18 protein-coding genes and 3 tRNA genes are annotated in these 19,299 nt (G+C 57.0%); 3 read left to right on the top strand and 18 right to left on the bottom strand.

Annotation, left to right across the window (positions count from 1 at the left end):
• Positions 1–319: 319 nt before the first annotated feature.
• Positions 320–1,168, top strand: a complete 849-nt coding sequence (nadC, locus tag V5E99_RS17895; RefSeq protein WP_499803626.1) for a carboxylating nicotinate-nucleotide diphosphorylase — start codon at positions 320–322, stop codon at positions 1,166–1,168.
• Between the two features lie 134 nt (positions 1,169–1,302).
• Here the strand turns inward: nadC and V5E99_RS17890 are convergent, their stop codons facing one another.
• Complete coding sequence (locus tag V5E99_RS17890) at positions 1,303–1,608, bottom strand: DUF6388 family protein (protein WP_499803625.1); 306 nt, start codon at positions 1,606–1,608, stop codon at positions 1,303–1,305.
• A 317-nt stretch (positions 1,609–1,925) separates the two neighbouring features.
• Between V5E99_RS17890 and V5E99_RS17885 the strand changes: the two genes are divergently transcribed.
• Positions 1,926–2,825 (top strand): hypothetical protein, encoded by a 900-nt coding sequence (locus tag V5E99_RS17885; protein WP_499803624.1) that lies wholly within the window; start codon positions 1,926–1,928, stop codon positions 2,823–2,825.
• A gap of 12 nt (positions 2,826–2,837) precedes the next feature.
• Here V5E99_RS17885 and V5E99_RS17880 read toward each other — a convergent pair.
• The 16 genes from V5E99_RS17880 to rlmE all read right to left on the bottom strand — a co-directional run bounded on the left by V5E99_RS17880 (position 2,838) and on the right by rlmE (position 18,450).
• Positions 2,838–2,910, bottom strand: a tRNA-Thr gene (locus V5E99_RS17880).
• 215 nt (positions 2,911–3,125) lie between these two features.
• Positions 3,126–5,231 (bottom strand): polyribonucleotide nucleotidyltransferase, encoded by a 2,106-nt coding sequence (pnp, locus tag V5E99_RS17875; RefSeq protein ID WP_499803623.1) that lies wholly within the window; start codon positions 5,229–5,231, stop codon positions 3,126–3,128.
• Between the two features lie 194 nt (positions 5,232–5,425).
• Positions 5,426–5,695 carry a 30S ribosomal protein S15 gene (gene rpsO, locus V5E99_RS17870; RefSeq protein WP_003176135.1) on the bottom strand — a complete coding sequence of 90 codons (270 nt, stop codon included), beginning with the start codon at positions 5,693–5,695 and terminating at the stop codon, positions 5,426–5,428.
• 143 nt (positions 5,696–5,838) lie between these two features.
• Entirely contained in the window at positions 5,839–6,756 is a 918-nt protein-coding gene (gene truB, locus V5E99_RS17865; RefSeq protein ID WP_499803622.1) for a tRNA pseudouridine(55) synthase TruB, read from the bottom strand.
• A gap of 3 nt (positions 6,757–6,759) precedes the next feature.
• A complete protein-coding gene (gene rbfA / locus V5E99_RS17860) occupies positions 6,760–7,161 on the bottom strand; it encodes a 30S ribosome-binding factor RbfA (protein WP_008149016.1) in 402 nt (133 codons plus the stop codon).
• A gap of 159 nt (positions 7,162–7,320) precedes the next feature.
• Positions 7,321–9,846, bottom strand: a complete 2,526-nt coding sequence (gene infB, locus V5E99_RS17855) for a translation initiation factor IF-2 (RefSeq protein ID WP_499803621.1) — start codon at positions 9,844–9,846, stop codon at positions 7,321–7,323.
• A 27-nt stretch (positions 9,847–9,873) separates the two neighbouring features.
• Positions 9,874–11,355, bottom strand: a complete 1,482-nt coding sequence (gene nusA, locus V5E99_RS17850) for a transcription termination factor NusA (protein ID WP_201194346.1) — start codon at positions 11,353–11,355, stop codon at positions 9,874–9,876.
• Positions 11,356–11,402: 47 nt separating this feature from the next.
• Positions 11,403–11,861 (bottom strand): ribosome maturation factor RimP, encoded by a 459-nt coding sequence (gene rimP, locus V5E99_RS17845; protein ID WP_010463487.1) that lies wholly within the window; start codon positions 11,859–11,861, stop codon positions 11,403–11,405.
• Between the two features lie 138 nt (positions 11,862–11,999).
• Positions 12,000–12,076, bottom strand: a tRNA-Met gene (locus tag V5E99_RS17840).
• Between the two features lie 96 nt (positions 12,077–12,172).
• Positions 12,173–12,258, bottom strand: a tRNA-Leu gene (locus V5E99_RS17835).
• 22 nt (positions 12,259–12,280) lie between these two features.
• Positions 12,281–12,712: a preprotein translocase subunit SecG gene (gene secG, locus V5E99_RS17830; protein WP_499803620.1), complete on the bottom strand. Its 432-nt coding sequence runs from the start codon at positions 12,710–12,712 to the stop codon at positions 12,281–12,283.
• Entirely contained in the window at positions 12,669–13,424 is a 756-nt protein-coding gene (gene tpiA / locus V5E99_RS17825; RefSeq protein WP_499803619.1) for a triose-phosphate isomerase, read from the bottom strand. The genes secG and tpiA overlap by 44 nt, the downstream gene beginning before the upstream one ends.
• A gap of 66 nt (positions 13,425–13,490) precedes the next feature.
• Positions 13,491–14,828 carry a phosphoglucosamine mutase gene (gene glmM / locus V5E99_RS17820; RefSeq protein WP_499803618.1) on the bottom strand — a complete coding sequence of 446 codons (1,338 nt, stop codon included), beginning with the start codon at positions 14,826–14,828 and terminating at the stop codon, positions 13,491–13,493.
• Between the two features lie 16 nt (positions 14,829–14,844).
• Complete coding sequence (gene folP, locus V5E99_RS17815) at positions 14,845–15,696, bottom strand: dihydropteroate synthase (protein WP_499803617.1); 852 nt, start codon at positions 15,694–15,696, stop codon at positions 14,845–14,847.
• A gap of 8 nt (positions 15,697–15,704) precedes the next feature.
• Positions 15,705–17,618: an ATP-dependent zinc metalloprotease FtsH gene (gene ftsH / locus V5E99_RS17810; RefSeq protein ID WP_499803616.1), complete on the bottom strand. Its 1,914-nt coding sequence runs from the start codon at positions 17,616–17,618 to the stop codon at positions 15,705–15,707.
• Positions 17,619–17,820: 202 nt separating this feature from the next.
• Complete coding sequence (gene rlmE, locus V5E99_RS17805) at positions 17,821–18,450, bottom strand: 23S rRNA (uridine(2552)-2'-O)-methyltransferase RlmE (protein WP_020299918.1); 630 nt, start codon at positions 18,448–18,450, stop codon at positions 17,821–17,823.
• 105 nt (positions 18,451–18,555) lie between these two features.
• Here rlmE and V5E99_RS17800 point away from each other — a divergent pair, with 105 nt between their 5' ends.
• On the top strand, positions 18,556–18,864 hold the full coding sequence (locus V5E99_RS17800; protein ID WP_008005472.1) for a YhbY family RNA-binding protein: 309 nt from the start codon (positions 18,556–18,558) through the stop codon (positions 18,862–18,864).
• A gap of 9 nt (positions 18,865–18,873) precedes the next feature.
• Here the strand turns inward: V5E99_RS17800 and V5E99_RS17795 are convergent, their stop codons facing one another.
• Positions 18,874–19,278 carry a hypothetical protein gene (locus V5E99_RS17795; RefSeq protein WP_499803615.1) on the bottom strand — a complete coding sequence of 135 codons (405 nt, stop codon included), beginning with the start codon at positions 19,276–19,278 and terminating at the stop codon, positions 18,874–18,876.
• Positions 19,279–19,299: the final 21 nt, after the last annotated feature.

Genomic DNA, 19,299 nt, shown 5'->3' with positions numbered 1-19,299 from the left:
AGATCAAGCTGAGCCGTCTCACAGCCGGCGCGCAGTGGGGAAAGATCCACCGCCGTCATTCAATAATCGGGGTTTCAATAAGGACGTCAAAGCTATGACGTCAAATGCAAGGCGAATTATCTGGTAAAACACTCCTTATATGCCAGAGGACTCTTCACTTCCTCTTGAAATAGACGTACAGGGCGGACCCCGGCTTAACGTTTATTACTCAGAAGAATCGACCAAATGCAGGTTTCAGCGCCATGTGAACACCGCGCATGCCTTGGGTTGGCCCGCGCCATGGCCCTATAATCGAGCCACTTTGTTTGTGGAGCCCGTTATGCCGAATCTACGTCTCGCCGATTTGACCGCCGAAATCGAAGCCAACGTGCGCCGTGCGTTGCTCGAAGACATCGGCAGCGGCGACATCACCGCGCAGTTGATCCCCGCCGAACGCCTGGCCAAAGCCACCATCATCACCCGCGACGCGGCCGTCATCGCCGGCACCGCTTGGGTCGACGCTGTTTTTCGGCAACTGGACCCACGGGTTGCGGTGCACTGGCAGGTTCGTGACGGCGAACGGGTCAAGCCCAACCAGGCGCTGTTTCACCTTGAAGGCCCGGCGCGTTCGCTGCTGACGGGTGAACGCTGCGCGCTGAACTTCCTGCAATTGCTGTCGGGCGTTGCGACACGGGCGCAGTTTCTGGCGGATTTCGTCGCCGAGACCCAAGTGAAGCTGCTCGACACCCGCAAAACCCTGCCGGGCCTGCGCCTGGCGCAAAAGTACGCCGTGACCTGTGGCGGCTGCCATAACCACCGCATCGGCCTGTATGACGCTTTCCTGATCAAGGAAAACCATATCGCGGCCTGCGGCGGCATCCCTGAAGCAATCAGGGCCGCGCACAAGATTGCCCCGGGCAAGCCGGTGGAAATCGAAGTGGAAAGTCTGGATGAGCTGAAAGAGGCCCTGGCGGCCGGCGCTGACATCATCATGCTCGATGAACTGAGCCTGGATGACATGCGCGAAGCCGTGCGCCTGAACGGCGGCAAGGCCAAACTGGAGGCCAGCGGCGGAATCAACGAAAGCACGTTGCTGCCGATTGCCGAAACCGGGGTGGATTACATCTCGATTGGCGCGATGACCAAGGATGTGAAGGCCGTGGACCTGTCGATGCGACTCAGCCTCTGATTGACGTTCGCCTGCCGGTACACAGGCCATGTGGGAGCGGGCTTGCTAGCGAAAGCGGTGGGTCAGACGACAAAAATGTCGACTGACACTCCCTCTTCGCGAGCAAGCCCGCTCCCACAGGTTTATCGCCGCGTTTAGACCACCAGATTATTCATCTCGCAGTACTCTTCCCATTCGACGCCCAACACTTCGGCCGCCTCCTTGTGCAGGACCAGGCGCGCCGCCTCGAACTCTTCCGGGGTCGAGGTGTACTTGAGCGTCAGCTCCCACGGCTGCAAGCCTTGTGCTTCGGCTTCATCTTCGAACGCCCATTGGATCTGGTCTTTCTGATCATCGGCGGGCAAGTCCTTGATCTCTTCCATCAACTCGTGCGCGTCCAACGCGTACTTTTTGAGGGCTTCTTCGTGTCTGGCTTCTTGGGTCAATTCTTTAACGGTCATGTCGTTCTCGCTGATCTGGGGAATGGAAGATGGATCTGGATCATCAAGGATCTCTCTGACGCAAAAAACCGTGTAACGCCCGGTTTATCTGGCCTTCAGAACCATTCGGGATCATCTGAAAACAGCTTCGGTGGTGCTCATGCAAGTTCCGAATATAGGACCTTTGGCTGACGATTTATACGCATGTTTACATCAAATCTACAAAAAAACGGCTGACGTCACTGACCACGCTTATTTTGTGCGGCCTACAGGAACATGTTTTAAAAAACGAAGTCATAGCGATGTGCCATATAGGCACTTCACAAGGAATTCAGGTGATGCGCAATTTCCCAAAGCTTCCGTCTACCCTGTTTGCAACCGGCATGGCCGCCCTCCTGCTCGGCAACCTGGCACTGGCCAATACGGCCCAGGCTATCGAGCTCAGCTCTAACACCCCTTCGTTTAACGATACGCTCACCGCCACCCACACCTCATTCGGCAAAACCGTATTGGTCAAAACCAATCTGGAAGTCGATGAGCTGGCAAAGTTACCCGGCAGCGTTAAAAGCAATGCGGCTGAAATCGATACCCTGAAGAAAACCGTCAGTGAACAAGCGCGCCTCATCGAAGAACTCAGACGCACCACCGGCACCAACGTCGGTTCGAGCACCAGTGAAATCACCAGCCTCAAGCGTACCGCCGAGGAACAGAACAAAGACCTCAAAGACCTCGCCAAGCAACTGGAAGAGCTCAAGCGCAACAACGGCACAAGCTCCAGTTCCAGCTCGAGTGAGCTGTCCACTCTCAAGCGCACCATCGAGGAGCAGAATAACGATCTGAAAAAACTCTCTTCGCAGGTGGACGATCTCAAGCGCAATAACAGTTCGAGCTCCAGTTCCAGCTCGAGCGAGGTGAGCGACCTCAAGCGCACGGTTAACGAACAGGACAATGACCTGAAAAAACTCGCCTCGCAGATGGACGACCTCAAGCGCAATAGCGGCTCAAGTTCCAGTTCCAGCTCTGGCGATGTGAGCGACCTCAAGCGCAGTGTCAGCGAACAGCAGAACGACCTGAAAGATATTGCCCGTCAGGTGGACGACCTCAAACGCAGCTCCGGGTCGAGTTCCAGCTCAAGTTCCAGTGATCTGTCCAGCGTGAAGCAAAAAGTCAGTGAGCAGGACAGCCAACAGGATCAGCTCAAACGCTCTGTTGAAGAGCTGAGCCGGAAGGTGAAATAACAGGTAACTTTTTGCCCGAGACAGGAATCGAACCTGCGACCTTCGCGTTACGAGTGCGCTGCTCTACCGGCTGAGCTACACGGGCGGTGAGCTAAACCTAGCACCGGGATTGGGGTCCGGCAACTTGGCGGACCTCTCTTTTTTTTGCCGGAATCGTCAAGATCGCAGCCTTCGGCAGCTCCTACGCGAGACCGGTGCAGGGGCTGCCGAAGGCTGCGATCTTTTGATTTTATGGCACACAGCAAAACGCCCCGAACCAGTCGGGGCGTTTTGTTGTTCAGCGGTTAAGCGCGGGGGTAATTAAACGCCCGACGCCTTGGCTGCTGCCACGTCTTTGATGGACAGCTTGATACGACCGCGGTTGTCCACGTCCAGTACCAGTACTTCCACTTCCTGGCCTTCTTTCAGGATGTCGGTCACTTTCTCAACGCGAGCGTCGCTCAGCATGGAGATGTGAACCAGACCGTCCTTGCCCGGCAGGATGTTGACGAATGCGCCGAAGTCGACGATGCGCTCAACCTTACCGACGTAGATCTTGCCGATTTCAGCTTCTGCGGTGATGCCCAGAACGCGCTGACGTGCTGCTTCAGCCGCTTCCTTGGTTTCGCCGAAGATCTTGATCGAGCCGTCGTCTTCGATGTCGATCGAAGCTTTCGTCTCTTCACAGATCGCACGAATGGTCGCGCCGCCTTTACCGATGACATCACGGATTTTGTCGGTGTCGATTTTCATCGCGATCATGGTCGGAGCATTTTCCGACAGTTCGGTGCGGGACTGACCAATGATCTGGTTCATCTGACCGAGGATGTTCAGGCGCGCTTCCAGGGCTTGGCCCAGAGCGATTTCCATGATTTCTTCGGTGATGCCTTTGATCTTGATGTCCATCTGCAGCGCGGTAACACCTTTGGCGGTACCCGCTACTTTGAAGTCCATGTCGCCGAGGTGGTCTTCGTCACCCAGGATGTCGGTCAGGATGGCGAACTTCTCGCCTTCTTTAACCAGACCCATGGCGATACCGGCAACCGGCGCCTTCATCGGAACACCAGCGTCCATCAGGGCCAGGGAAGCGCCGCAAACGGAAGCCATCGAGCTCGAACCGTTGGATTCGGTGATTTCCGACACCACACGAATGGTGTACGGGAACACGTCGGCAGCAGGCAGCATGGCGGCAATCGAACGACGGGCCAGACGGCCGTGACCGATTTCGCGACGACCAGCGCCACCCATGCGACCACACTCACCTACCGAGAACGGAGGGAAGTTGTAGTGCAGCATGAACGGGTCTTTTTTCTCGCCTTCCAGGGTGTCCAGCAGTTGTGCGTCACGGGCGGTGCCCAGTGTTGCAACGACCAGAGCCTGGGTTTCGCCACGGGTGAACAGTGCCGAACCGTGGGTCTTAGGCAGAACACCGACTTCGATGTTCAAAGGACGTACAGTCTTGGTGTCGCGGCCGTCGATACGTGGCTTGCCGTTTACGATGTTTTCGCGAACGGTGCGGTATTCGATTTCGCCGAAAGCAGCTTTGACTTCGCTGGAAGAAGGCTGGCCTTCTTCACCGGACAGCTTGGCCACAACCTGGTCTTTCAGCTCACCCAGGCGAGCGTAACGGTCGGCCTTGATGGTGATGGTGTAGGCCTGGGAGATCGCGTCGCCGAACTCGGCACGGATAGCGCCCAGCAGCGCGGTGGCTTCTGGCTGTGGAGTCCAGGCCCAGGTTGGCTTGGCGGCTTCAGCGGCCAGTTCTTTAACGGCGTTGATCACAACCTGGAACTCGTCGTGAGCAAACAGTACCGCGCCCAGCATCTGGTCTTCGGTCAGCTCTTTGGCTTCCGATTCAACCATCAACACGGCTTCCGAAGTACCGGCAACGACCATGTCCAGGCTCGAAGCTTTCTGTTGTTCGTAAGTCGGGTTCAGCAGGTAGCCGGTGCTTTCATGGAACGCAACGCGCGCACAGCCGATCGGGCCATCGAAAGGAATACCGGAGATAGCCAGGGCAGCCGAGGTACCGATCATCGCAGCGATGTCCGGATCGGTTTTCTTGCTGGTGGAAACGACGGTGCAGACAACTTGCACTTCGTTCATGAAGCCTTCTGGGAACAGCGGACGGATCGGACGGTCGATCAGTCGGGAAGTCAGGGTTTCTTTCTCGGAAGGACGGCCTTCACGCTTGAAGAAACCGCCAGGGATCTTACCGGCAGCGTAAGTCTTTTCCTGGTAGTGAACGGACAGAGGGAAGAAGCCCTTGCCTGGATCGGCTTGCTTGGCACCAACGACGGTCACCAATACGCTGACGTCGTCGTCAACGGTGACCAATACTGCGCCGGAGGCCTGACGGGCGATACGGCCAGTCTCGAGGGTAACGGTCGACTGACCGAACTGGAATTTTTTGATTACCGGGTTCACGGTGTCCTACCTTCTTTGTGGCTCTTGGGGAACTTGTCTTCTTGCGAAATTCTTGGGCAATGTCGGGAATCGGCCCAACGCCTGTCCAGGGTAAAACGTGTATCCAGATAAAACTTGAGGCTGGGAGCCTGCCATGCGCCAGCGGGAAACCCACTGACGTACGACAGACAACCAACCTCTAGCGCAATCGCTGATTAGCGACGCAGACCCAGGCGACCGATCAGAGCCTGATAACGACCCAGATCCTTGCCTTTCAGGTAGTCCAGCAGCTTACGGCGCTGGTTTACCATGCGGATCAGACCACGACGGGAGTGGTGATCTTTACCGTTGGCCTTGAAGTGACCTTGCAGCTTGTTGATGTTGTGGGTCAGCAGTGCAACTTGCACTTCTGGCGAACCAGTGTCACCAACAGCTTGCTGATAGTCAGCTACGATTTGTGCTTTTTCTTGAACGTCGAGAGCCATGAGGCAATCCTTTTATCAGGAAACTGTTTCAAAGAAACAGCTTCAACAGGCCAGGGACAAATCCCTGTATCTAAAAATGAGTAGTGACCATGCCTGCTAACAGCCACCCTCGCCAGCCTGCTGTTACGCAGACCGGTTTTCGGTCATTCCGACCGAATCAGTCGACGTGGCGCGATGCGCCCGTCTTCGCTCACTTCACCGATACCGATGAAGCGACCGTTGTGATCCTGTACCCGTACCATGCCGAACTTCGGTGCATCCGGGGCTCGTACCGGCTGGCCGTTAAGCCAGTAGAACGAACTGTGCTCCGAGAACTGTAACAGCGGCCAATCCAGCAGGCCGCTGTCCGATGGCATCAGGAAGCGGTCGACCGCCTCGTTTCCGCCTTCGGCGTGTACGGCTTCCAGCTCTTCAAGCGTGACCGTCTGCGCCAGCGTGAAAGGCCCGGCCTGGGTACGTCGCAATTCTGCAACGTAAGCGCCACAACCGAGTTGCTCACCGATATCCTCCACCAGGGTGCGGATATAGGTGCCTTTGCTGCAATCCACCGCAAGCCGCGCAGTATCACCCTCAAAGGCCAGCAATTCCAAGCGCGCAATAGTAACAGAACGCGGTTCGCGCTCCACTACTTCACCTGCACGGGCCAGCTTGTACAGCGGTTGGCCATCACGCTTGAGTGCCGAGTACATCGGCGGTATCTGACTGATTTGCCCACGAAAACCGGGCAAGGCAGCTTCGACATCGGCGCGACCAACGGTCACCGAGCGTTCCAGCAAAACCTCACCTTCGGCATCCGCCGTGGTGGTGGTCTTGCCCAGTTGCGCCAGGGTTTCATAAGCCTTGTCGGAATCGAGCAGGTATTGCGAGAACTTGGTGGCCTCACCGAAGCACAACGGCAGCACGCCGGTGGCCAGCGGATCGAGACTACCGGTGTGCCCGGCCTTCTCGGCGTTCAGCAACCAGCGAACCTTCTGCAACGCCGCGTTGGAGGTGAACCCCAGCGGCTTGTCGAGCAGGATGATGCCGCTGACGTTACGACGGATACGTTTGACCTGAGCCACCGATTACTCCTTGGTGTCTTCGGCTTCAGCCGCAACCGGGTGCTGATTGTCTTCAGCCACCGCACGCTCGATCAGGGCCGACAGGTGCGCGCCACGCACGACGCTTTCGTCGTAGTGGAAGTGCAACTGAGGAACGCTGCGCAACTTCATTTCGCGAGCCAACTGCATGCGCAGGAAACCGGCGGCGGAGTTGAGCACCTTGATGCTTTGCGCGATGTCTTCGGCGTTGTCCTGCCCCATCACGGTGATGAAGATCTTGGCGTGACCGACGTCACGGCTGACTTCAACAGCGGTAATGGTGACCAGGCCGACGCGCGGGTCTTTGACTTCACGACGGATCAGCTGTGCCAGCTCACGCTGCATCTGATCGCCGATACGTTGGGTACGGCTGTATTCTTTTGCCATGTCTTGTTACCTGTTACTGCCTCACGGTGAAACCCGTGGGGTCTGAAAGCGGCAAACGCCCGGCCTGACAAAAGCCAGACCGGGCGTTGCGTTTAGAGTCCTGACGCCGTGCCGCGCACTTGCATGCGGCGGCTCGCCGTGGCCCTTGAAGTGCGCGAGTTAGAGGCTGCGAGCAACCTGAACCTTCTCGTAGACTTCGATCTTGTCGCCAGCTTTGACGTCGTTGTAGCTCTTGACGCCGATACCGCATTCCATGCCGGCACGTACTTCGGAAGCGTCATCTTTAAAGCGGCGCAGGGATTCCAGCTCGCCTTCGAAGATAACGATGTCTTCACGCAGTACACGGATTGGACGGTTACGGTGAACAACACCTTCGATAACCATGCAACCGGCGATCGCGCCAAACTTCGGCGAGCGGAACACGTCACGCACTTCAGCGGTACCCAGGATGTTCTCGCGAACATCGCTGCCCAGCATACCGGTGAGGGCTTTCTTGACGTCTTCGATGATGTCGTAGATCACGTTGTAGTAACGCATATCCAGACCTTCCTGCTCGACGATCCGGCGAGCTCCAGCATCGGCACGCACGTTGAAGCCAAACAGTACAGCGTTGGAGGCCAGTGCCAGGTTAGCGTCGGACTCGGTGATACCACCAACGCCGCCGCCCACTACACGCACTTGCACTTCGTCGTTACCCAGGCCGTTCAAGGCACCGTTCAACGCTTCCAGCGAACCACGGACGTCGGATTTGAGGACGATGTTAAGCGTCTTCTTCTCTGCCTGACCCATGTTCTCGAAGATGTTTTCAAGCTTGCCAGCGTGAGCGCGGGCCAGTTTGACTTCGCGGAACTTGCCTTGACGGAACAGAGCCACTTCACGGGCTTTCTTCTCGTCGGACAGTACGCTCATCTCGTCGCCAGCGTCCGGAGTACCGTCCAGGCCGAGGATCTCGACAGGGATGGAAGGACCGGCTTCCTTGATTGGCTTGCCGTTCTCGTCGAGCATGGCACGTACACGGCCATAGTTCGAACCGACCAGGACCATGTCGCCTTGGCGCAGGGTACCGTCTTGAACCAGAACGGTTGCAACCGGGCCGCGACCTTTGTCGAGACGCGATTCAACCACAACACCACGACCTGGGGCCGATGGGGTCGCTTTCAGTTCCAGAACTTCGGCTTGCAGCAGGACCGCTTCGAGCAACTCGTCCACGCCAGTACCGACTTTCGCCGAAACCGATACGAACGGGGTGTCGCCGCCCCACTCTTCCGAGGTCACGCCGTGAACCGACAGTTCGCTACGGATGCGATCGAGATCGGCGCCCGGCTTGTCGATTTTGTTTACGGCAACGACCAGAGGAACACCGGCAGCCTTGGCGTGCTGGACCGCTTCAATGGTCTGCGGCATCACGCCGTCGTCCGCTGCAACGACCAGGATCACGATGTCAGTCGCCTTGGCACCACGAGCACGCATTGCGGTAAACGCAGCGTGACCCGGGGTATCGAGGAACGTGACCATGCCGCGATCAGTTTCAACGTGGTACGCGCCGATGTGCTGGGTGATACCGCCGGCTTCGCCAGCAGCTACCTTGGCACGACGGATGTAGTCGAGCAGCGAGGTCTTACCGTGGTCAACGTGGCCCATTACGGTCACAACCGGTGCACGGGAGAACGTCTCACCTTCAAACTTCAGGGACTCGGCCAGGGAATCTTCCAGGGCGGTGTCGCTGACCAGGGTCACTTTGTGGCCCAGCTCTTCAGCAACCAGTTGGGCAGTTTCCTGATCCAGTACCTGGTTGATGGTCGCTGGCGTACCCAGTTTGAACATGAACTTGATGATTTCAGCAGCCTTGACCGACATCTGATTGGCGAGATCGCCAACAGTGATGGTCTCGCCGATCTGCACATCACGCACAACAGGGCCGGTTGGGCTCTGGAAACCGTGAGCGTTGCGTTTCTTCAGCTTGGCCTTGCCGCGACCACCACGACGGAAGCCATCGCTTTCTTCGTCGGTAGTACGTGGCGCAACACGTGGAGCAGGCGCTTTCTCTTTAACCGAAGCACGATGCGGAGCGTTTTTGCGCTCACCATCGCCACCGCCGCTGCGACGATTGTTATCGTCGGCACGTGGTTTGTCCGGACGACGCTGATCGTTCGGCTTGCGGTCGGCAGAAGGAGCCGGTGCAGCCGCCACAACCGGTGCGCTTTCGCGAACGGGCTCGGCAACCGCAGCAGGCGCTGCAACAGCGTCGTTACTACCGTTTTGCGCAGCAGCAGGCTGGCGACGCGCTTCTTCTTCGGCGCGACGCTTGGCTTCTTCTTCAGCCTTCTGACGGGCAGCATTTTCTACTGCGCGACGTTCTTCCAGTTCGCGTTTGCGCTCGGCTTCGATTTCTTCCGGGCTGCGCTGAACGAAAACTTTCTTTTTACGCACTTCAACGCTGATGCTTTTGCTGCCAGCAACACGCAGGGTGCTGGTGGTTTTACGCTGCAGCGTGATCTTGCGTGGTTCTTCCACTTTCGCCTTGTGGCTGCTTTTCAAGTGAGTCAGCAAAGATTGCTTCTCACTGTCAGTCACATGTTCTTCGGCGGCGGTGTGCGGCAGACCTGCCTCACGCATCTGCTGCAACAGGCGCTCTACCGGTGTTTTGACCTCATCGGCCAGTTGTTTCACCGTGACTTGCGTCATGCACTTCTCTCCTCAGGCCGCGCCTAATTACTCGAACCAGTGGGCTCGGGCGGCCATGATCAACTTGCCGGCACGATCATCGTCAATGCCGTCGATGTCGAGCAGGTCGTCAATAGACTGCTCGGCCAGGTCTTCGCGGGTAATTACGCCGCGCACCGCCAGTTCCATCGCCAAATCCTTGTCCATACCCTCAAGCGAGAGCAGGTCTTCGGCCGGATGGGCGTCTGCCAGCTTTTCCTCAGTAGCGATGGCTTTGGTCAACAAACGATCCTTGGCGCGAGCGCGAAGCTCGTTGACGGTTTCTTCGTCAAAGCCGTCGATGTTGAGCATTTCTTCCAACGGTACGTAGGCAATCTCTTCCAGGCTGGTGAAGCCTTCATCTACCAGCACCTGCGCCAGGTCTTCGTCGACTTCCAGCTCGTCGATGAAGTTGCGCAGGATGTCGCCGGTTTCTGCTTGCTGCTTAGCCTGGATGTCCGATTCGGTCATCACGTTCAGGGTCCAGCCAGTCAACTGGCTAGCCAGACGCACGTTCTGACCACCACGACCGATGGCCTGAGCCAGATTGTCTGCGCCAACGGCGATGTCCATTGCATGGGCATCTTCGTCAACGATAATTGCCGCCACTTCAGCCGGCGACATTGCATTTATTACGAACTGAGCCGGGTTATCGTCCCACAGGACGATGTCCACACGCTCACCGCCCAACTCACCCGACACTGCCTGGACGCGCGAACCGCGCATACCGATGCAAGCGCCTTGCGGGTCGATGCGTTTGTCCTTGGAGCGGACCGCGATCTTGGCGCGCGAACCCGGATCACGGGACGCTGCCATTACTTCGATCAGGCCTTCAGCGATTTCCGGCACTTCGATGCGGAACAACTCAATCAGCATTTCCGGCGCGGTACGCGACAGGATCAACTGCGGGCCGCGGTTCTCGGTGCGGATTTCCTTGAGCAGCGCACGCAGACGCACGCCAACCCGGAAAGTTTCGCGAGAAATGATGTCTTCACGGGCCAGCAACGCTTCAGCGTTATTGCCCAGATCAACGATCACGTTGTCGCGGGTTACTTTTTTCACGGTGCCGGAGATGATTTCACCCAGGCGCTCGCGATAAGCGTCAACGACTTGCGCGCGCTCGGCTTCGCGAACTTTCTGCACGATGACTTGCTTGGCAGTCTGTGCAGCGATACGGCCGAACTCGATGGATTCAATCTTTTCTTCGACTACATCACCGACCTGAGCACCCGGATGCGTTTCTGCAACCTTGCTCGGCCAGGTTTCGATGGCCGGATCGTCCAGATTGGCTTCTTCGACGACCGTCCAGCGACGGAATGTCTCGTAAGCACCGGTGTGGCGGTTGATTTCCACACGCAGATCGACTTCATCCTCAAAACGTTTTTTGGTAGCAGTGGCCAGAGCCAGCTCCAGCGCTTCAAAAATTACGTTTGCCGGTACGCCCTTTTCATTGGATACCGACTCAACAACCAGCAGTACTTCTTTGCTCATCGTACGCCTCGCCTTTCGCAAGCCATTGGATCCGCGGGATCCGCGTCTCAGTCAAAACTGGGAATAATGTTGGCCTTGTCGATCATATCGATCGGCAACAGGAACTCATGGTCTTCTACCTGCACCACGACGTCCTGCTCTTCTACACCGCGCAGAAGGCCCTGAAAGTTGCGTCGGCCTTCGAAAGGCGAGCGCAGCTTGATCTTCACTTGTTCACCGGCAAATTTTGCAAACTGCTCAATAGTGAACAGCGGGCGTTCCATGCCAGGCGAGGAAACTTCAAGGGTGTACTCAACGGCGATTGGATCTTCAACATCCAGGACACCGCTGATCTGGCGGCTGACGATGGCACAATCGTCCACCAGCACGCCGCCTTCTTTATCGATATAAACGCGCAACATTGAGTGGCGACCTTGAGCCGAAAACTCAATACCCCAGCATTCATAGCCTAGGGCCACGACCACCGGGGCCAGCAAGGCCTGCAACTCTTCTAGCTTGCTCGACACCTGAACCCCCTCGTGCATGTATGTGCATGCTATGCAAAATAAAAAAATGGGCGAAACGCCCATCCTTGAAACGCCGTCGAACAGCGGCGTTGAAAGTGTCCAGCTAACAAAAAGCCCCTTAAAAGGGGCTCCTTAAACTGGTTGCGGGGGCCGGATTTGAACCGACGACCTTCGGGTTATGAGCCCGACGAGCTACCAGACTGCTCCACCCCGCGACAAAGCTGGGGCGGAAGTATACGACCGATCCCTGACAGGGTCAATGTAACCTTCCACCTACAAGAAAGCCCGCAACAGCGGGCTCTCCTGATAATTGGTACCGAGAAGGGGACTCGAACCCCTACACCCTATGGGCACAACCACCTCAAGGTTGCGTGTCTACCAATTCCACCACCTCGGCAATACTACGTTTGAAACCCTTCTTACTTTTGCTCTTGAGCTGGAGGCACGTCAGTCGCTGGAGTAGCCGACTTTTGCTCTTGAAGCACCGGTACATCATCAGAAGCCGGTTTTTGCTTTGGAACTTCCAACACTGCTGGGTTTGGCAAACCTACTTGAGTCAGCTGGTGAGCCTTCTCTTTAGCAAAGTAACCTAACCCCAAGCTGGTTATGAAGAAACCGGCGGCAAGTATAGCAGTAAACTTACTAAGAAAGGTAGAGGAACCTTGGCTTCCGAACACAGTATTTGAAGCACCTGCTCCGAAAGACGCGCCAGCGTCCGCACCCTTACCCTGCTGCAGCAATACCAGAGCAACTACGCCCAATGCACCCAGCAGATGAAAAACGACTACGACTGTTTCCAGCATTTTTTCAGTTTCCCGCGGCGCGACAAATCGCACCGAACTCATCTGCATTCAGGGAAGCTCCACCAATGAGCCCCCCATCGATATCCGGCATGCCGAACAGTTCGACCGCATTGGCCGCCTTCACGCTGCCGCCGTATAGAAGCCGCACACCTCGTGCGACCTCAGAATTCTCTGCCGCCAACTGAGCGCGAATGGCTGCGTGCACATCCTGCGCCTGTTGCGGCGAAGCAGTCAGCCCGGTGCCAATGGCCCAGACCGGCTCGTAAGCGATTACTGCATTTGCAAAAGCACCGACACCCAGCTCCTCGATGATGCTGCCCAGCTGACGCCCGACAACCTCAAGAGTTTTCCCGGCTTCGCGCTGCTCAAGGGTTTCCCCTATGCACAACACCGGAATCAAGCCACATGCCTGTGCCGCTGCGAACTTGCGATTCAGCATACCGTCTCGCTCGCCCATGATCTGGCGGCGCTCGGAGTGCCCGACAAGTACCAGGGAACACCCTGCATCCACCAACTGACTTGGTGCAACTTCGCCAGTCAATGCACCTTGCATGGATTCCACCGCAGAATTCTGCGCGCCGACCAAAATCGACTTTCCTTTCAAGCCATCAATCACTTGATTGATATGCAAGCAAGGCGGGAATACCGCGACATCAACACCGCTCGGCAAGGCCAGATGACGAAGGCCGTTGATCAGCTCAGCGACGCTGGCGCGGGTACCGTGCATCTTCCAGTTACCAGCTACCATAGGGCGACGCATGCTGTACCTCGTCGGTCAAAGTGGGCGCAGATGTTACCCAACACAATCATGGCTGGCAAGCCGAATTCAGGCAGAAACTTCAGTAACCAGTTTTGCCAGCTCTTCGGCGTAGCCGCGAACCTGTGTTTCGTCCTCGCCTTCGACCATGACACGCACCAGCGGCTCTGTCCCGGACTTGCGCAACAACACGCGCCCACGCCCCGCCATCGCTTGGGTGACACGCTCACTGGCTTCCTTGACGGACGGGTGATCGAGCGGGCTCGCACCACCACCGAAACGGACATTGATCAGCACCTGCGGACATTTGCGCAGCGCCTGGCGAGCCTGAGCCAGACCTTCGGAACGACGCCTTAGCGCCATCAACACCTGCAACGCAGCGATAATCGCATCACCGGTCGTGGTGTGATTGAAGCAAACGATATGCCCGGAATTCTCGCCACCCACCAGCCAGTTGCGCTCCAGCAGATCAGCAATCACATAACGGTCGCCAACATTGGCGCGCACAAAAGGAATCGACAGATCCGCCAGGGCGAGTTCCAGCCCCAGGTTACTCATCAAGGTCCCGACTACGCCGCCCTGCAACTTGTCACGCTCATGCAAATCGCGCGCAATGATGAACAGCAGTTCATCACCGTCGACGATAGCGCCGGTGTGATCGACCATCAGAACCCGATCACCATCACCGTCAAAGGCAATGCCCAAATCGGCGTGCTCGGCCAATACAGCAGCTTGCAGCTGACCCATATGGGTCGAACCACAATTGTCATTGATGTTCAGCCCGTTCGGCTGAGCGGAAAGCACAACGACTTCGGCACCCAATTCACGAAATACGCTGGGCGCAACTTTGTAGACAGCGCCATGGGCACAGTCGATCACGATTTTCAGCCCGGTGAAACTGGTGCCGGTCGGGACGCTGCTTTTGCAAAACTCAATGTAACGACCCGAAGCATCGTTGATGCGCGACACTTTGCCAATCTTGCTCGACTCGACCACAGTCATCGGAGTATCGAGCAACTCTTCGATCATCAACTCGACTTCATCCGGAAGCTTGGTGCCCTTACCGGAGAAAAACTTGATGCCGTTGTCATCGTGAGGATTGTGCGAAGCGCTGATCACGATGCCAGCTTCGGCGTGGAACGTGCGCGTGAGATAGGCGATAGCCGGAGTTGGCATAGGCCCCAACAGCATCACGTCAGCCCCTGCGGAGGTAAGCCCGGCTTCCAGCGCCGATTCGAACATGTACCCGGAGATACGCGTGTCCTTGCCTACCAGTACCTTGCAGGCTCCCATCTTGCGAAAGGCCATGCCGGCCGCCCAGCCAAGCTTGAGCATGAAGTCCGGAGTGATCGGATACTGACCGACGCGGCCACGAATCCCATCGGTACCAAAGTATTTTCTAGTCATAAGTGCTCCATCATTCTTATTCGGCTGATTCTACTGCGGCGATCATCCGGACCACATCGACAGTTTCGGCCACATCATGGACGCGCAATATACGCGCCCCCTTGATCGAAGCCAGCACTGCAAGCGCCAGACCGCCATAAAGGCGCTCTCCAACCGGGCGATTCAACGCCTGCCCAATCATGCTTTTTCGCGAAACCCCGACCAACAGGGGCCGCCCCAAGGCATGAAGGACTTCCATATGTTTGAACAAGCTTAGATTGTGCGGCAACGTTTTCGCGAAGCCGAAGCCTGGATCAAGGATGATCCGTTCTGCCGGAATTCCCACCAAAGCACATTGCGCCATTCGCTCGGCAAGAAACTCGCCGACCTCTTTCGTCACGTCCTGATACTGCGGATTGTCCTGCATGTCGCCAGGCTCACCGAGCATGTGCATCAGGCACACAGGAAGACCAGTGGCTGCTGCTGCATCCAGGGCGCCATCACGTCGCAACGAACGCACATCATTGATCAACCCCGCCCCCAGCCGCGCGGTTTCGCGCATGACGGCTGGCGTGGAGGTATCGACCGAGATAATCACATCCAGTTCACGATTGATGCGCTCGACGATCGGCGCAACACGCTCCAGCTCTTCCAGCGGCGAAACCGCCCTGGCGCCAGGTCGGGTCGATTCGCCACCGACATCAATCAGCGTCGCGCCGGCCGCCACCATTGCTTCGGCGTGGCGCAAGGCTGCATCGAGCTGGCTATAGCGGCCACCATCGGAAAAGGAGTCGGGAGTGACATTGAGAATACCCATGACATGCGTCTGGGCCAAATCAAGAACCCGGTTGCCGCAAGGCAACCGGGTCAGGGACTGAACAGAAGTCATTTCAAACCTTAAACGTCAGCAGCCGGACCGCCGATCGGTGTTTCTGGACGCGGGTCCTGCGCTACCGGAGGTGTTCCGGAAGAGCCAGCACCGCCACCCGACCAGTCCCGAGGCTCGCGAGGCGTACGACCCGCCATGATGTCGTCGATCTGATCAGCGTCGATCGTCTCGTACTTCATCAGGGCATCAGCCATGGCGTCGAGCTTGTCTCGATTATCCGTGAGGATCTGCTTGGCCGTGCCGTAGCACTGGTCAATGATGCTGCGTACTTCCGAATCGATCAGCTTGGCCGTCTCACCGGAGAAGCTAGCACTCTGACCGCCGCCGCCACGACCGAGGAACACTTCGCCCTCTTCTTCGGCATACATCAAAGGACCGAGCTTTTCCGAAAGACCCCACTTGGTCACCATGTTCCGTGCGATCTGGCTGGCACGCATGATGTCGTTGGAAGCACCAGTAGTGACACCATCGAAACCCAAGGTCATCTCTTCAGCGATACGGCCACCGTACAGCGAGCAGATCTGGCTGATCAGCGCACGCTTGGACAGGCTGTAACGATCCTCTTCCGGCAGGAACATGGTCACACCCAGCGCACGACCGCGCGGGATAATCGACACCTTGTAAACCGGATCATGCTCAGGCACGACACGACCGACGATAGCGTGGCCAGCCTCGTGATAAGCCGTGTTCTGCTTCTCTTTCTCGGACATGACCATCGATTTGCGCTCGGCGCCCATCATGATCTTGTCTTTGGCCAATTCGAACTCTTTCATCTCGACGATGCGCTTGCCGGTACGGGCAGCGAACAGCGACGCTTCGTTCACCAGGTTGGCCAGGTCGGCACCGGAGAAACCAGGCGTACCACGTGCGATCACGGCCGGAGCGACGTCGTCACCCATTGGCACTTTGCGCATGTGGACCTTGAGAATCTGTTCACGACCACGGATGTCCGGCAAACCGACCACAACCTGACGGTCGAAACGGCCCGGACGCAGCAACGCAGGGTCCAGTACGTCAGGACGGTTGGTGGCGGCGATGACGATGATGCCGTCATTCATTTCGAAGCCATCCATCTCCACCAGCAACTGGTTGAGAGTCTGCTCGCGCTCGTCGTGACCGCCGCCCATGCCGGCGCCACGGTGGCGACCGACGGCGTCGATTTCATCGATGAAGATGATGCATGGCGCATGCTTCTTGGCCTGTTCGAACATATCGCGAACACGGCTGGCACCGACACCAACGAACATTTCGACAAAATCGGAACCGGAGATGGTGAAGAACGGCACCTTGGCTTCGCCAGCAATCGCCTTGGCGAGCAAGGTTTTACCGGTACCCGGAGGGCCGACCATCAGCACGCCGCGAGGAATGCGGCCGCCCAGACGCTGGAACTTGCCCGGATCGCGCAGAAACTCGACCAGTTCACCAACTTCTTCCTTGGCTTCGTCGCAACCGGCAACGTCACCCAAAGTAGTTTTCACCTGATCTTCGGAGAGCAGGCGTGCCTTGCTCTTGCCGAAGCTCATCGGCCCACCCTTACCGCCGCCACCACCCTGCATCTGCCGCATGAAGAACATGAATACGGCGATGATCACCAGGATCGGAAAGCTTGCGACCAGAAGTTGGGTCCAGATGCTTTGCTGTTCAGGCTGCTTACCTTCGACTACCACGTGGTTATCCACCAGGTCGCCGATCAGACCATTGTCCTGGATCGCCGGACGAATGGTCTTGAAGCTGTCGCCATCATTGCGCTTGCCGGTAATCACATAGCCATCCACGGCTACGCGCTCGACCTTGCCATCCTTGACCTGCTGGATGAAGTCGGAATAGTTAAGGGTCTGCGGCTCGTTAGGGCTGGAGAAGTTGTTCATCACCGTCACAAGGACAGCCGCGATGATCAACCACAGGATCAGATTCTTTGCCATATCGTTCAATTAACTACCCTCTGAAGCAAGCTCCGCTACTGGCGCGCGCTTCGCATGATATTCACCGGCCTAACTTACTACATTACCTACGGCTCTGGCAGGCGCCGTCTGTAACCCTTTGTGAAACACTTTCTACACAATATTCGCTAATGCTCACGGGGCGAAATGCGAAAAACCTATCGACCCGCCAAAAAACCTCGATTTACTCACTACGGCCGCGGTAGCCCCAAGCCAGCATGTATTGCTCGCGGGAACTGCCACGGGAAGAGTCCGGCTTGATCATCTGGACCTTGTCGAATTTCTGACGAGCGTCCTTCACGTAAGCATCAAACCCTTCACCCTGAAACACCTTGATCACGAAATTACCACCCGGCTTGAGTATCCGAGCCGCAAGATCAAGAGCCAGCTCACATAGAAACATGGCTTTCGGCATGTCCACCTCAGGCGTACCACTCATATTGGGGGCCATATCGGAAATCACAAGGTCCACCTGCGAATTACCAACGGCCTCAAGGATTTGAGCGAGCACGTCGTCCCGGGTGAAGTCACCCTGAATGAAAGTCACATCCGGAATGCTGTCCATTTCCAGGATGTCCGAGGCGATCAGACGCCCCTGACCACCGATCAGCCGACTAGTGACCTGCGACCAGCCGCCGGGCGCCGCGCCCAGGTCGACAACACTCATACCAGGACGGATCAGTTTGTACTTCTCCTGGACTTCCAGAAGCTTGTAACTCGCACGCGAGCGGTAACCGTCCTTCTGCGCCTGTTTCACATAGGGATCATTGACATGTCTTTGCAGCCACTTAAGGCTTGTCTTGGAACGGGCCACGGGCCACCTCGAAAATAAAACGGGTCGTGATTAACTGGGCGGTCCCGGACTCGCTCGGGTAAACTGGCCGCCGCTTTTTACAAGATCAGACACAGGGGTCAGATTATGCCGCTCACTCAAGAGCAGAAGAAACAGTACAAATCCATTGGCCACCATCTGAAACCAGTTTTGACTGTGGCTGACAACGGTTTGACTGAAGGTGTGTTAGCCGAACTTGAACGCGCGCTGGCGGATCACGAGCTGATTAAAATCAAGCTCAACATCCTCGATCGCGAGTCTCGCCTGGCGAACATTGCAGAACTGTGCAAGGTCGGCAAAGCGGACCTGGTTCAGGTCATCGGCAAGATGGCACTGATTTACCGCAAGAACTTCAGCGTCAACAAGCAGCTGTCGAACGTCCATCGCTTCAAGTGATGGCAAGGGTCAAGGGTGTGCTTCGCGCACCCTGCCACTCCCTCCTGGCAACGGCTGCAACACCAGCAGCAGCCCGGAAAAGCCCAAGACAAGATAGCTGAACGTTTCCCAGCGAACCGCATCCGGCCAACCGAAGCGCACCACGAAATACATCGCGCACGCATACAGCGCCATCAGCAGCAGTTGCCCGCGAATATCCCGCCATAGACTGGCAAGGCCATCGGCCTGAACCAGCACCAAAGCCTGAAAAATCACACACGCCGTGGCGAATCCCACCATCAGCGCATCCAGCATGCCTTCAATTTCGTCGATCAGCAGCGGCGCCAGGCCAATTTTGCCCAACGCCGGCAGCAGACCGATATGCAACAACCACAGGCCACCCACCCACAACATCTGAGTCAGTTGCCAAAGCATGGCGCCCGCACGGAGCGGGCG

This window comes from Janthinobacterium sp. LPB2021202312-11-4 (assembly GCF_037049705.1).
Lineage (GTDB): Bacteria > Pseudomonadota > Gammaproteobacteria > Pseudomonadales > Pseudomonadaceae > Aquipseudomonas.
The sequence above is the reverse complement of the archived record's forward strand: the minus strand, read 5'-3'. Positions and strand labels throughout refer to the sequence as shown.

Excerpts from the sequence above, each read along its gene's own strand:
- nadC (WP_499803626.1), top strand. The coding sequence starts at position 320 with ATGCCGAATCTACGTCTCGCCGATTTGACCGCCGAAATCGAAGCCAAC.
- V5E99_RS17890 (WP_499803625.1), bottom strand. The coding sequence starts at position 1,608 with ATGACCGTTAAAGAATTGACCCAAGAAGCCAGACACGAAGAAGCCCTC.
- V5E99_RS17885 (WP_499803624.1), top strand. The coding sequence starts at position 1,926 with ATGCGCAATTTCCCAAAGCTTCCGTCTACCCTGTTTGCAACCGGCATG.
- rpsO (WP_003176135.1), bottom strand. The coding sequence starts at position 5,695 with ATGGCTCTCGACGTTCAAGAAAAAGCACAAATCGTAGCTGACTATCAG.
- rbfA (WP_008149016.1), bottom strand. The coding sequence starts at position 7,161 with ATGGCAAAAGAATACAGCCGTACCCAACGTATCGGCGATCAGATGCAG.
- infB (WP_499803621.1), bottom strand. The coding sequence starts at position 9,846 with ATGACGCAAGTCACGGTGAAACAACTGGCCGATGAGGTCAAAACACCG.
- nusA (WP_201194346.1), bottom strand. The coding sequence starts at position 11,355 with ATGAGCAAAGAAGTACTGCTGGTTGTTGAGTCGGTATCCAATGAAAAG.
- secG (WP_499803620.1), bottom strand. The coding sequence starts at position 12,712 with ATGCAGATGAGTTCGGTGCGATTTGTCGCGCCGCGGGAAACTGAAAAA.
- tpiA (WP_499803619.1), bottom strand. The coding sequence starts at position 13,424 with ATGCGTCGCCCTATGGTAGCTGGTAACTGGAAGATGCACGGTACCCGC.
- glmM (WP_499803618.1), bottom strand. The coding sequence starts at position 14,828 with ATGACTAGAAAATACTTTGGTACCGATGGGATTCGTGGCCGCGTCGGT.
- folP (WP_499803617.1), bottom strand. The coding sequence starts at position 15,696 with ATGACTTCTGTTCAGTCCCTGACCCGGTTGCCTTGCGGCAACCGGGTT.
- ftsH (WP_499803616.1), bottom strand. The coding sequence starts at position 17,618 with ATGGCAAAGAATCTGATCCTGTGGTTGATCATCGCGGCTGTCCTTGTG.
- V5E99_RS17800 (WP_008005472.1), top strand. The coding sequence starts at position 18,556 with ATGCCGCTCACTCAAGAGCAGAAGAAACAGTACAAATCCATTGGCCAC.
- V5E99_RS17795 (WP_499803615.1), bottom strand. The coding sequence starts at position 19,278 with ATGCTTTGGCAACTGACTCAGATGTTGTGGGTGGGTGGCCTGTGGTTG.